This window comes from Pseudomonas sp. MDT1-85, from assembly GCF_054898065.1.
In genome coordinates this window covers 1474856-1488318 of record NZ_CM142715.1, presented here as the reverse complement: position 1 = coordinate 1488318, position 13463 = coordinate 1474856, and the positions used below count along the sequence as shown (strand labels likewise).

12 protein-coding genes are annotated in these 13463 nt (G+C 59.5%); 3 read left to right on the top strand and 9 right to left on the bottom strand.

What is annotated here, in order from left to right:
* Positions 1–257: 257 nt before the first annotated feature.
* A complete protein-coding gene (gene ppc / locus ACYZT2_RS06595; RefSeq protein WP_461971123.1) occupies positions 258–2888 on the bottom strand; it encodes a phosphoenolpyruvate carboxylase in 2631 nt (876 codons plus the stop codon).
* 234 nt (positions 2889–3122) lie between these two features.
* Here ppc and ACYZT2_RS06590 point away from each other — a divergent pair, with 234 nt between their 5' ends.
* From ACYZT2_RS06590 to ACYZT2_RS06580, 3 genes are all read left to right on the top strand, one after another.
* A complete protein-coding gene (locus tag ACYZT2_RS06590) occupies positions 3123–3449 on the top strand; it encodes a hypothetical protein (protein WP_038979122.1) in 327 nt (108 codons plus the stop codon).
* Positions 3450–3818: 369 nt separating this feature from the next.
* Positions 3819–4232: a DUF4398 domain-containing protein gene (locus ACYZT2_RS06585; protein WP_461971121.1), complete on the top strand. Its 414-nt coding sequence runs from the start codon at positions 3819–3821 to the stop codon at positions 4230–4232.
* Positions 4233–4288: 56 nt separating this feature from the next.
* Complete coding sequence (locus ACYZT2_RS06580) at positions 4289–5077, top strand: OmpA family protein (RefSeq protein WP_461971119.1); 789 nt, start codon at positions 4289–4291, stop codon at positions 5075–5077.
* Positions 5078–5263: 186 nt separating this feature from the next.
* Here ACYZT2_RS06580 and ACYZT2_RS06575 read toward each other — a convergent pair whose 3' ends face one another.
* From ACYZT2_RS06575 to ACYZT2_RS06540, 8 genes are all read right to left on the bottom strand, one after another.
* Positions 5264–5593, bottom strand: coding sequence for a hypothetical protein (locus tag ACYZT2_RS06575; RefSeq protein WP_461971117.1), 330 nt, complete (start codon positions 5591–5593; stop codon positions 5264–5266).
* Positions 5590–6504 carry an alpha/beta hydrolase gene (locus tag ACYZT2_RS06570; RefSeq protein WP_461971115.1) on the bottom strand — a complete coding sequence of 305 codons (915 nt, stop codon included), beginning with the start codon at positions 6502–6504 and terminating at the stop codon, positions 5590–5592. The genes ACYZT2_RS06575 and ACYZT2_RS06570 overlap by 4 nt, the downstream gene beginning before the upstream one ends.
* A gap of 148 nt (positions 6505–6652) precedes the next feature.
* Entirely contained in the window at positions 6653–7930 is a 1278-nt protein-coding gene (locus ACYZT2_RS06565; protein ID WP_461971113.1) for a flavohemoglobin expression-modulating QEGLA motif protein, read from the bottom strand.
* Positions 7931–7966: 36 nt separating this feature from the next.
* On the bottom strand, positions 7967–8521 hold the full coding sequence (locus ACYZT2_RS06560; RefSeq protein ID WP_461971111.1) for a hypothetical protein: 555 nt from the start codon (positions 8519–8521) through the stop codon (positions 7967–7969).
* Positions 8522–8680: 159 nt separating this feature from the next.
* On the bottom strand, positions 8681–9397 hold the full coding sequence (locus tag ACYZT2_RS06555; RefSeq protein ID WP_008070397.1) for a TetR/AcrR family transcriptional regulator: 717 nt from the start codon (positions 9395–9397) through the stop codon (positions 8681–8683).
* A 102-nt stretch (positions 9398–9499) separates the two neighbouring features.
* Positions 9500–11002 (bottom strand): lysine--tRNA ligase, encoded by a 1503-nt coding sequence (lysS, locus tag ACYZT2_RS06550; protein WP_461971109.1) that lies wholly within the window; start codon positions 11000–11002, stop codon positions 9500–9502.
* Positions 11003–11103: 101 nt separating this feature from the next.
* A protein-coding gene (gene prfB / locus ACYZT2_RS06545) for a peptide chain release factor 2 (RefSeq protein ID WP_461971107.1) occupies positions 11104–12199 on the bottom strand; the annotation gives its coding sequence in 2 pieces (ribosomal slippage) (positions 11104–12126 and positions 12128–12199; 1095 coding nt in all).
* A gap of 238 nt (positions 12200–12437) precedes the next feature.
* Positions 12438–13439 (bottom strand): diguanylate cyclase domain-containing protein, encoded by a 1002-nt coding sequence (locus tag ACYZT2_RS06540; RefSeq protein ID WP_461971105.1) that lies wholly within the window; start codon positions 13437–13439, stop codon positions 12438–12440.
* Positions 13440–13463 lie beyond the last annotated feature (24 nt).

The following is a 13463-nucleotide window of genomic DNA, read 5'->3' as shown; positions in this document are numbered from 1 at the left end:
AAAGGATTCGCCTCGTGGGGCCAATCTCAAAAATAGGGTCGTGACCGCCCAAACGGCCAAAGGCTGATCAAGATACACAGCAGGCCCGGCCCACACAAGCCGCCGAAAGTCGGAGAAACCCGCCCGGGAGGATGCCTTGAAAAGAGGTAAGCCAAGTCGCAACCCCATCATTAACTGTCGCGTGACAAACCTTTTCGACCGCTCGCCAGCAGGCACTCGACGCTCGCGCCGGGTACCTGTCCCCCACGACGAAAACCTTAGCCGGTATTTCGCAAACCGGCGGCAATCCCTGCCACAGACACCAGTAACGCCTGTTCTACCGGGCTGCCCTGGGCCACATCCTGTTGCCGCGAACGTGCCAACAGTTCGGCCTGCAATAGATGAAGCGGGTCGAGATAGGTGTTGCGCAGGCGGATGAATTCAAGGGTGGCTGGGCTATGTGCCAGTAGCTGCGACTGACCGGTCAACCCAAGGACCACCGCACAGGCCTGCGACAATAGGTCGCGTAAATGCGCCCCCAAAGGGAGCAGATCCGGTTCGACCAAGCGCTCATCGTAAGACTGGGCGATATCGGCGTCGGCCTTGGCCAGCACCATTTCCAGCATATCGATGCGGGTACGGAAGAACGGCCACTGCTCGCGCATTTGCCCCAGCAGCTCACCCTCGCCGCGTTCCAGCGCCTTGCTCAATGCCGCTTCCCAGCCGAGCCAGGCCGGCAGCATCAGGCGCGTCTGGGTCCAGCCGAAGATCCATGGAATGGCGCGCAGGCTTTCAATCCCACCCGCGCGGCGCTTGGCCGGGCGGCTGCCCAACGGCAAACGCCCCAACTCCTGCTCCGGGGTGGACTGGCGGAAATACTCGACGAACTGCGGATTTTCCCGCACCACGGCGCGGTAAGCCTTGACGCCATCGGCAGCCAATTCGTCCATCAAATGACGCCAGGCAGGCTCAGGCGGTGGTGGCGGTAGCAAGGTCGCCTCCAGCACCGCCGCCAGGTACAGGTTGAGGTTTTGCTCGGCGATGTCCGGCAGGCCGAATTTGAAACGAATCATTTCCCCCTGCTCGGTAGTGCGGAAACGCCCCGCCACCGACCCCGGCGGCTGCGACAGAATCGCCGCGTGCGCCGGGCCACCACCACGGCCCACGGTGCCACCGCGACCGTGGAACAACAGAAGTTCCACTTGCTGTTCCCGGCAAATATCAACCAAGCGCTCCTGCGCCCGATACTGCGCCCAGGCCGCTGCCGTCGTGCCGGCGTCCTTGGCCGAGTCGGAATAACCGATCATCACTTCCTGTGGCCCTTGCAGGCGCGAGCGATAGCCCGGCAGCAGCAAGAGTTTTTCGATCACCGGGCCGGCGTTATCGAGGTCGGCGAGGGTTTCGAACAGCGGCACCACGCGCATCGGCCGCAAAACACCGGACTCTTTAAGCAGCAATTGCACGGCCAGCACGTCGGAAGCGGCACCGGCCATGGAAATGACATACGAGCCAAGGGAAGCCCCTGGTGCCGCGGCGATTTCCCGACACGTCGCCAGCACTTCGGCGGTGTCGGCAGACGGCTTGAAATACGCCGGCAGCAATGGCCGGCGATTGTTCAGTTCGCGCATCAAGAAGGCGATGCGCTCTTCTTCGCTCCAATCCTCATAACGGCCCACACCGAGGTAATCGGTGATTTCGGTCATGGCCGCCGTGTGGCGAGACGAGTCCTGGCGCACATCGAGGCGCACCAGAAACAGCCCGAACGTCACCGCGCGGCGCAGGCAATCGAGCAACGGGCCATCGGCGATGACGCCCATGCCGCATTCATGCAGCGAGTGGTAGCACAGCTCCAGCGGATCCAGCAGGTCACGATTGTTTTGCAGCACATCGGCCGACGCTGGCGTGGTTGCCGTCAAGGAGGCGTGGGCCCAGTTACGGGTTGCGCGCAGGCGTTCACGCAATTGCTTGAGCACTGCGCGGTAAGGCTCGGCGCTGTCGCCGGCCTTGGCTTTCAACTCGTCACTGGCCTGCTGCATCGACAACTCGGCGGCGAGGTGATCAACATCGCGCAGATACAAGTCGGCGGCCATCCAGCGCGCCAGCAGCAACACTTCGCGGGTCACCGCGGCGGTGACGTTGGGGTTGCCGTCGCGGTCGCCGCCCATCCATGAGGCAAAGCGAATCGGTGCGGCTTCCAGTGGCAAATGCAGGCCGGTGGCGGCATGCAGGGCCTGATCGGCCTTGCGCAAATAGTTGGGAATGGCCTGCCACAGCGAATGCTCGATCACCGCGAAGCCCCACTTGGCTTCGTCCACCGGTGTCGGTCGGGTACGGCGGATTTCTTCGGTGTGCCAGGCTTCGGCGATCAGGCGCTGCAACTTCGTCTTGATCTGCTCGCGCTCGGCGGTGGTCAGGTCACGGTGGTCCTGGGCGGCCAGTTGCGCGGCGATCGCGTCGTATTTCTGAATCAGCGTGCGACGCGCCACTTCGGTGGGGTGCGCGGTCAATACCAGCTCGATTTCCAGCCGCCCCAATTGCCGCGCCAGGGACTCGGCATCATGGCCCGCAGTCAGCAGGCGAGCGAGCAGTTCCGGCAACACCCGGGCCTCGAACGGCGCGGGCTGCGATTCTTCGCGACGATGAATCAGCTGATATTGCTCAGCGATATTGGCCAGGTTGAGGAATTGGTTGAACGCCCGCGCCACCGGCAGCAACTCGTCTTCGCTCAACTGGTTAAGGCTGGCGCTAAGCTCGGCGTCCATCGAACCGCGACGGTCAGCCTTGGCGCCTTTGCGGATCTGCTCGATCTTGTCGAGAAAGTCGTCCCCGTACTGTTCACGAATGGTGTTGCCCAACAGCTCACCCAACAGGTGAACGTCCTCGCGCAAGCGTGCATCAATATCGGTCATCAGCAGTTCTCCAGCGAAAATCCGGGGCGGCTATGCTTTGATGGTAGAGGCTCTGACATAGATGCCTTTCATAGAGAGTGCCGTCGTAAAGCGCTTCTTACAAGCAGACGACGAAGGGACTTCAAACACAGGGCGTTGCAGCTAGTCTCAACAATAAGCCGTACAACGGCTTGCCGCCGGCCACCGCCGGACACTCACCCGGCCTGCCACGAGCAGGTGCGCAATGAGGTCATCATGAAAATCCGCGAGCTCGCCAAGCATTGGGAAGAAAACGCCAAGGGTCGTCTGACCGACTCGGGCTACACGATTCGTCTGGACGTGGAGGCCGCCGCACGGCTGGCGGCGATTATCGAGATGTACCCCAAGCGGCACCCCGAAGAACTGCTCGGCGAGCTGATCGGCGCCGCCCTCGAAGAGCTCGAAGCGAGCTTTCCGTATGTCAAAGGGTCAACGGTGGTTGCCACCGACGAAGAAGGTGATCCGCTGTACGAAGACGTCGGCCCGACCCCGCGCTTTCTCGCCTTGTCTCGTCGTCATTTGCACGATTTGTCGACCGATTGACAAGCAAAAACACTAGAACCTGCTCGCGAAAGCGCTGGATCAGCCACCCTCAATGCTGGATTTACTGACGCTTTCGCGAGCAGGCTCGCTCCCACAGTTTGATTGCATCCATCCTTCAAAACGGCATATTCCCGGGGTCATGAAACGGTCGGGTATACCGCTGCACATCGCTAAAGTTCCCGATTTAGAGCCTTGTCCGCTCGGTCAAAGTTTTTTCGGGCGATAGGCCATCTTCTCTGAACTTTTGAAAAACACCTTGGGTCAACCCAGTAACCACGCCTGGGACGGCCGTTTCAAAAAGCACTCTGGAAATTGTAGGTTGCGGCTCCTTGCCCAGGATGGATTCAGATGTTTTTCAGGAGTTATCCAATGGAGTTGAAGACCATGAAGACCAGCACTGCCCCATCCTCGTTCACCCACCTGCGCGGTCTCAAACTGGTGGCCCTGGCCATCGGCAGCAGCTTCGTTCTGGCCGGTTGCGCCGGTAACCCGCCGAGCGAGCAATACGCCGTGACCCAATCGGCCGTGAACAGCGCTGTCAGCGCCGGCGGTACCGAATTCGCCGCCGTGGAAATGAAGGCCGCTCAAGACAAGCTCAAACAAGCCGAAATCGCCATGCACGACAAGAAGTATGACGAAGCCAGAATGCTGGCCGAGCAAGCCGAGTGGGACGCCCGTGTCGCCGAGCGCAAGGCCCAAGCGATGAAAGCCGAACAAGCTGTGAAGGACTCCCAGAAAGGTGTTCAGGAACTGCGTCAGGAAAGTCAGCGCACCGTGCAGTAAGCCCGCGTCCCGATTTTCAGACCTGAAACTCTTATCGATAGAAAGGACGAACCATTATGCGCAAACAATTGATGATCCCCGCCCTCCTGGCCGCAAGTGTTGCACTGGCTGCCTGCTCTACACCGCCCAACGCGAACCTGGAGCAAGCCCGTACCCACTACGCCGGCCTGCAAGCCAACCCGCAAGCCAGCAAGGTCGCGGCGCTGGAAACCAAAGACGCCAGCGAATACCTGGACAAGGCCGACAAGGCTTACCTGGATAGAGAAGACCAGGCCAAGGTCGACCAACTGGCTTACATGACCAATCAGCGTGTTGAAGTGGCCAAGCAGACCATCGCCCTGCGCACCGCTGAAAACAACCTGAAAAATGCCGCGGCACAACGGGCTCAGGCTCGTCTGGATGCCCGCGACCAGCAGATCAAACAGCTGCAGGACAGCCTGAACGCCAAACAGACCGATCGCGGCACGCTGGTGACGTTTGGTGATGTGCTGTTCGCCACCAACAAGGCAGACCTGAAGTCCAACGGTTTGGTGAATATCAACAAACTGACGCAGTTCCTTCAGGAAAACCCGGACCGCAAAGTGATTGTCGAAGGCTACACCGACAGCACTGGCTCGGCGTCGTACAACCAGTCGCTGTCCGAACGTCGCGCGACTTCGGTGCAAGTGGCCCTGATCAAGATGGGTGTAGATCCTGCGCGCATCGTGGCCCAGGGTTATGGCAAAGAATATCCGGTTGCGGAGAACTCCAGTGTTTCGGGCCGTGCAATGAACCGTCGGGTGGAAGTGACCATTTCCAACGACAACCAGCCTGTCGTACCGCGTTCGGCGATCAGCTCGAATTAAGTGATAACGCAAAAGCCCCGTCTGACAGCATCAGGCGGGGCTTTTTTTGTCCGACGATCACTCAACCCTGTGGGAGCGAGCCTGCTCGCGATGGGGCCATATCATTCAACATCAACATTGACTGTTAAACCGCTATCGCGAGCAGGCTCGCTCCCACATTGGGTCTTCGGTGAACGCAGGATTGGGTTATTGCTCAAGTTTTTGCGGGGCTTCCTCGCCCATGCAGCGCACGGCTTTTTTCTTGCTGTTGATCAGCACGCCGGTCAGGCCTTTCTGGTCGGTGTCGAACAGCACCAGCACGCCATCGATGCACTGGGCCACTTGCGGGGCTGGCTCCAGGGAGACTTTATAGTCTTCGCCCGGCACGGTCTTGAGCATGGTGAAGTCGCTGAGCAATAGCGCATCTTCGGGTTTGGCGAAGTGCAGATAGCCGTACCACCACAGGGCGCCCACGGTGCCGAGGATGCTGCAAATACCGGTGATGATCAGCGGGATAGCGTTACGTTCTTCACTCATTGCGGACTCTCTGGTGGTTCATCTTCAGAATTCGGGGGTGCCGGGTAATTGGGGATTTCACCCAGGCGGCGCAGGCCGTCGAAATGCTGCGGGTCTTCGAGGTAGCGCAGCATGACCTTTCGCCAGACCGGGTCGGCGAACGTTTGTACATGACCGCCCCGGGTCAGTTGCAGCACTCGCGGCGGCGGCGCAGCTTGATACAGTCGGATGCCGTTGGAAAGGGGCACCAACTGATCATCGATACTGTGATAAATCAGTTTCGGTACGCCGCTGAGCTGCTTCATGGAATGGATCGCGCTGTCGCCGTCCGGCACCAACCAGGACAACGGCACCTGGAACGGCCAGGTCATCCATGACGTGCTCAGGGCGAAACGCCCGACATCGCGGTAGCTGGCAGGCACGCCATCGAGCACAAACGCCTTGAGTTGCCCCTGGCGCTCGGGATGCTGGGCCAGGAAATGCACGGCCATTGAACCGCCAAGGCTCTGACCGAGAAGGATCAGCGGCTTGTCCTTGACCTCCGGGGCCTGGTCGAGCCATTTGAACGCGGCGTCGATGTCCTGATAGATCGCCGGCAACGCCGGTTTACCTTCAGACCAACCGTACCCGCGATAGTCCACCAGCAACACCTGATAGCCCTGCTCCGGCAACCACCAGCTCCCACCCAGATGCCACGCCAGGTTGCCGCCATTGCCGTGCAAATGCAGCACCGTGCCTTTGACCTCGACACCTTTTTTCGCCGGCAGCCACCAGCCATGCAGCTTGAGGCCGTCAGCGGTGATCAGGGTAACGTCGCGGAATTCGAGCTTGGCTTTTGCCGGGGTGAACGGCTGGCCGGGCTCGGGATAGAACAGCAGAGAGTCGCAACCGCCGAGGGCCAGTAGCAGGCAAAAGATGCCGAGGATTCTCATCCGGTGAAGCCTCGCGAAAAATGGGGGATTGGAATACACACCCCCTGTGGGAGCGAGCCTGCTCGCGATGGCGGTGTGTCAGACAACATCGATGTGAATGTTAAGCCGCTATCGCGAGCAGGCTCGCTCCCACAGGGGGATTCGTTGCTCACAAAATATTGGAATAATCCGCTTCGATCCGGTCCAGGCTCAGGTGGTTGAGGAAGTTGGAGAAGCACATCCAGGCCGATAGCGCGTTCATGTCGCGGAATTGGTCGGGCAGGTACTTGGGCGGCACCACCAGGCCTTCGTCCACCAATTGGCGCAAGGTCCGCATGTCTTCCAGCGTGGTCTTGCCGCAAAACAATAGCGGTATCTGCTCCAATTTGCCTTTACGCACGGCCAACTGAATGTAGTTGTAAACCATGATAAAGCCCTTGAGGTAGGACAAGTCTTTGGTAAATGGCAGCCCGGTCGGCACCGAGCCACGGAAAACCCGACTGGCGTTGCCGTAGCTTTCGGCCATTTCGAAGCCTTGCTCACAGAAGAATTCGTAAATCTGCAAGAAGTCCGCGCCCTCCTCCACCATGTGAATGGCGCGGGTGCGGTTGGTCAGTTTGCGCAGGCGACTCGGGTAAGAGGCGAAGGTAATGATTTCCATCAGGATCGCCAGGCCTTCCTGGGTCACGGTGGACGACGGCGGGCCCTTGGACAGGAAGGTACAGATCGGCTGATTCAGGCCGTTGAGCGTGGTGCCCACATGCACCAGCCCTTCGTGGACTTCCAGCGCACGCACGTCGCGGTCGTTGAACATCGCGTCGGCGCGGATCTTGATGTAGTCGGCACCGGCCGCCGCATCGGCGACGATCCCGTCGGATTCGAATACCCGAATGGTTTCCTCGGCCTCGCCAAACACCTTGTTCAACCGATGCTGCAGCAGGTTGACGGCTTCCTTGGCGGTGAGGAGTTTCGGTTCGTCCTTGAGGTCGCCACGGCCATCGATGTTGTTCAGGTAATCGGAAAGCATCAGGCCCAGATCGGCCAGGGTCGGGTCGCCGGCGTGAAACGCATCGGACGCCGCGCCATACAATTCCTGGGAAATCAGCCCGAAATCCTCGGTGCCGCGCGCTTCGAGCATGCGCACCACCATCCGGTATTCCTTGCACATGCGGCGCATGATCTGGCCGACCGGGTTGAACTGGCCGAGCTGGCGGGTGATGTCGCGCTCGATGTTCTGGAATTCCAGCTTCACTTTGCTGGAATCAAATGCCAGTGGTCGATTGAGGTAGTAGTCGCGGTCCACGGCCGGCATTTCCTTGCCCTTGCCTTTGAGGAACCTCTTGCGAATGCTGTCGTCCCACTTGACCGCATCCAGAACGCGAATCGGCGTCTGCGCCAGCACTATGCGATCGGACAAAATGCGTATCGTCTGCTGGTATTCGTCCACCCGAAACTCCTGTAGTAAAACCGTTACGTGCTGGGTTTATTTGGTTTTGGCCAGGCGCTGGTAGCGCACCGCTTCGACGAAAACATCGGAATTGGCCGGGTCATCGAGGTAGGCAAACACCTGATCCAGGCTGTTATTGATCAACACCCCGTCGCCGTCGTCGGTCTGGAAGCCTTGGCCACTGAGGGCTTCTTGGCTCATGGCCTGTTTGATCTGCTCGAGGTCGAGGTTGTAGACCACCAGTTCGTGCTTATCGTTGAGCTCGAAACCGGTGATGGTGAAGTTCCCGCCGAACTGCGCCGGCACCTTCGCCGACAGGTACCAGCGATTGCCATGGCGCGACACGGTGAAGGGATAGGCTTCACGCTCATGGGGCCTGGCCTTGAAGTAGCTGACCGCCTGATAGCGATTGTCGCCGATGCGTGTCAGTTCCAGGTTCATCGGCTCGCCCCAGGCATTGGTGCTGGTCCATTTGCCGAGCAACCCTTTGGGCGCGGGCTCGCTGGCGGGCAGCGGCTCCTTGAAGGTCACCAGACAGCCACTGAGCAACAGGATCGACAAGGCGATCACGATGACGCGCCAGGCTTTCATTCAACACTCCCTATGAACACACGGCCCCGAATGGTCACCGAACCTGTGGGAGCGAGGCTTGCCCGCGAAGACGGTTTAACATTCAACAAATGTGTTGACTGACACACTGCCTTCGCGAGCAAGCATCGCTCCTACAGGGGTCGAGTTTCCCCGCGGGATTTACACCGACGCCAGCACCAAATGCATGTAGCGGTTGAGGATGCCGAGCATTTCCTCTTCGGCAACAGGCTCGGCGTCGTTGAGCAGGCCCTGATATTCCATCCGTCCGATAATCGCCGTCAACACTTTGGCATCCTGTTGTGGCTCACGGGAACCCAATACTTCGAAAAGTTGGCAGGTGCCCTGCAGGAGAATTTGCTGATGGGAACGCACCAACAACGCCAGGCGCGGGTTGAGCAACGCTTCCTGGCGGAAGGCTTGCTCGGCCATCAAGTGCTCGCGGCGATTGATCAATTGCCGATGAACATAGTCAGCCATCAGCCGTGCGATATCGTCCGCCAGCTGTGAGCGGGACTCGGGGGTGCCATCGCCGCTGACAACCATCTCGCGCAACAGGCCTTCGTTGCTGGCCCACAACCGGGCCATGAACGCCGCGCTGCGTTCCACGTATTGAGCGAAGGTATCGGTGAGCAGGTCATCGATGTCCTTGAAATAGTAGGTGGTGGCCGACAGCGGCACACCCGCTTCAGCGGCCACTGCACGGTGCCGTACGGCCCGCACGCCATCGCGCACAACAATGCGCATCGCTGCGTCGAGAATGTCCTGTCGACGCTGTTCGCTGCCCTGTCGGCTGGCCTTGCGGCCCTGGTACTGAACACTTTCAGCGACCGCAGTGGCGATACCCGCTGCACCTTCTTGAGCCATTGCACGATTCACGACAGGTATTCCTCTCTAAACGTCAAAAGTAACCAATTGATACGTTTGTACCAGACAGGCAATAAAAAGCCGCCTGTTATAGGCGGCTTTTTATTGAAACACTTACGCTTGTGGCCGCATGTGCGGGAACAGGATCACGTCGCGGATGGACGGTGAATTGGTCAGCAACATCACCAGACGGTCGATGCCGATCCCTTCACCGGCGGTTGGCGGCATGCCGTACTCCAGCGCGCGAACGAAGTCGGCGTCGTAGTGCATGGCTTCGTCGTCGCCGGCGTCCTTGTCGGCCACCTGCGCCATGAAACGCTCAGCCTGGTCTTCCGCGTCGTTCAACTCGGAGTAGGCGTTGGCGATTTCGCGGCCGCCGATGAACAGTTCGAAACGGTCGGTGACGTTCGGGTTCTCGTCGTTACGACGGGCCAGCGGCGACACTTCGAACGGGTACTGGGTGATGAAGTGCGGCTGCTCCAGCTTGTGCTCGACCAGTTCTTCGAAAATCATCACCTGCAGCTTGCCCAGACCTTCAAAGCCGAGCACCTTGGCGCCGGCCTTCTTGGCGATGGTGCGGGCCTTGTCGATGTCAGTCAGGTCGTCAGCGGTCAGCTCAGGGTTGTACTTGAGGATCGAGTCGAACACCGACAGACGCACGAATGGCTCGCCGAAGTGGAACACCTTGTCGCCGTAAGGCACGTCGGTGCTGCCCAGAACCAACTGAGCCAGTTCGCGGAACAGCTCTTCGGTCAGGTCCATGTTGTCTTCGTAGTCGGCGTAAGCCTGGTAGAACTCCAACATGGTGAATTCAGGGTTGTGACGCGTCGAAACGCCTTCGTTACGGAAGTTGCGGTTGATCTCGAAGACTTTCTCGAAACCGCCGACTACCAAACGCTTGAGGTACAGCTCAGGCGCGATACGCAGGAACATTTCCATGTCCAGCGCGTTGTGGTGAGTCTCGAACGGCTTGGCCGCCGCGCCGCCTGGAATGGTTTGCAGCATCGGCGTCTCCACTTCCAGGAAGTCACGCTTCATCAGGAAGCTGCGGATGTGCGCAATCACTTGCGAGCGAACGCGGAAGGTCTGGCGCACCTCTTCGTTGACGATCAGGTCAACGTAACGCTGACGGTAGCGCTGTTCGGTGTCGGTCAGGCCGTGGTGCTTGTCCGGCAGCGGGCGCAGGGATTTGGTCAGCAGGCGCACGCTGGTCATTTCAACGTACAGGTCACCTTTGCCGGAACGCGCCAGGGTGCCTTCGGCGGCAATGATGTCGCCCATGTCCCAGGTTTTCACCGCGCCCAGGGTGTCTTCGGACAGGGTTTTACGGTTGACGTAAACCTGAATCCGCCCGGTCATGTCCTGAATCACCATGAACGAGCCACGGTTGAGCATGATGCGACCCGCCACCTTGACCGGGATCGCAGCCTCTGCCAGCTCTTCCTTGGTCTTGTCCGCGTACTGTTTCTGCAAGTCTTCGCAGTAAGCGTCGCGGCGGAAGTCGTTGGGGAAGGCCTGGCCCTTGGCGCGCTCGGCAGCAAGCTTTTCCTTGCGCAGGGCGATCAGGGAGTTTTCTTCCTGTTGCAGGGCTTGCGGGTCGAGTTGTAGGTCGCTCATGTCTTTAAATATTCCATCAGGTTCGTTGCCCCTGCCTGGCGGCAGGGTTCGCGGGCAAGCCTCGCTCCTACAAGGTCGTACTGACCCCCGTAGGGCGTGCGTTAAAGCCCTTGTTTGAGGCTGGCCACCAGGTATTCGTCGATGTCGCCGTCGAGCACCTTGTCGCAGTCGCTGCGTTCGATGTTGGTACGCAGATCCTTGATCCGCGAGGCATCGAGCACGTACGAACGGATCTGGTGACCCCAGCCGATATCCGACTTGGTGTCTTCCAAGGCCTGGGAAGCGGCGTTGCGCTTCTGCACTTCCTGCTCATACAAACGCGCCCGCAACATTTTCATCGCGGTGTCTTTGTTCGCATGCTGGGAACGTTCGTTCTGGCAGCTGACCACGGTGTTGGTCGGTACGTGAGTAATCCGTACGGCCGAATCGGTGGTGTTAACGTGCTGACCACCGGCACCGGAGGAGCGGTAGGTGTCGATGCGCAGGTCCGACGGGTTGATGTCGATTTCGATGTTGTCGTCGATTTCCGGCGACACGAACACGGCCGAGAACGAGGTGTGACGACGGTTGCCGGAGTCGAACGGGCTCTTGCGCACCAGACGGTGCACGCCGATTTCGGTACGCAGCCAGCCAAAGGCGTATTCGCCCTTGATGTGCACGGTAGCGCCTTTGATACCGGCGACTTCACCGGCCGACAGCTCCATGATGGTCGCCTCGAAACCGCGTTTATCCGCCCAGCGCAGGTACATGCGCAGCAGGATGTTGGCCCAGTCCTGAGCCTCGGTACCGCCGGAGCCGGCCTGGATGTCCAGGTAGGCGTTGTTGGCGTCCATCTCACCGCTGAACATGCGACGGAATTCAAGTTTTTCCAGGGACTCGCGCAGGCGCTCGACTTCGGCAGCGACGTCATCGACGGCGGCCTGGTCTTCTTCCTCGGCGGACATCAGCAGCAGGTCTTTGGCATCGGCCAGACCGCTGTGCATTTCGTCGAGGGTTTCGACGATCTGAGCCAGCAGCGACCGCTCGCGGCCCAGCTCCTGAGCGTACGACGGGTTGTTCCAGACACTCGGATCTTCAAGCTCGCGATTGACTTCAGTCAGACGCTCATGCTTTTGATCGTAGTCAAAGATACCCCCGAATAGTTTCGGAGCGCTCGGACAGGTCCTTGATACTGTTAAGGATCGGGTTGATTTCCATGGCGGGCAGCACTCGTTGGCGAACTTTTGAAAGCCGACGAGTATAACGTAATGAAGCTGTCAAGGCAGCCCGCCTGGCGGCTTTAGGCCGAATGGTTTTTGGCTGAACACCATGTAGACGTTGCGTTTGCGAACTGTAGGAGCTGCCGAAGGCTGCGATCTTTTGATCTTCGCCTTTAAAGCAACATCAAAAGATCGCAGCCTGCGGCAGCTCCTACAGGGCATCGTGTTTCAACGATTTACTCAATTCCGACCTGATTACGCCCATTGTTCTTCGCCAGATACAGCCCCTTGTCCGCCGCCGAGATCAATTGCCGGCAATCACTGCCCGGCTGGGGGATCAGGGTCGACAGGCCGATGCTGATGGTCAGGCTTGAACCTTCGGTCGGGAAAATGTGCGGGATCTTCAACCCGACCACGGTCTGGCGCAATTTTTCAGCCACCAGCCGCGCACCGCCCGGGGAGGTGTTGGGCAGGACCAGGACGAACTCTTCGCCGCCGTAACGGGCTGGCAAGTCCGAAGGTCTGGAGCTGGCGTCGCGAATCGCCGTGGCGACTTTACGCAGCGCTTCATCACCTTCGAGATGGCCGAAGCTGTCGTTGTAGGACTTGAAGTAATCGACGTCGATCATCAACAACGACAGTTGAGTCTGGTCCCGCAGCGAACGCCGCCATTCCAGCTCCAGGTATTCGTCGAAATGCCGGCGGTTCGACAGCCCGGTCAGGCCGTCGGAGTTCATCAAGCGCTGCAGCACCAGGTTGGTGTCGAGTAACTGCTGCTGGCTAACCCGCAGCGCGCGATACGCCGCGTCACGCTGCAGCAGGGTCATGTAGGAGCGCGAGTGATAGCGGATGCGCGCCACCAGTTCGATGTTGTCCGGCAGTTTGACCAGGTAATCATTGGCGCCAGCGGCAAACGCCGCGCTCTTGATCAGCGGGTCTTCCTTGGTCGACAGGACAATGATCGGAATGTCCTTGGTCGCCGGGTGATTACGGTATTCGCGCACCAGGCTCAGGCCGTCGAGGCCAGGCATGACCAGATCCTGAAGGATCACTGTCGGCTTGATGCGGATCGCCTGGGCGATGGCCTGGTGCGGGTCAGCACAGAAATGGAAGTCGATGTTTTCTTCGTTCGACAAACCACGCCGCACCGCCTCGCCGATCATCGCCTGATCGTCCACCAACAACACCATGGCGGCGTGTTCGCCAGTCTTGAAATCGTCGAGCTGTAAATCATTCATGCGCGGTCACCTGAGTACTGCTTT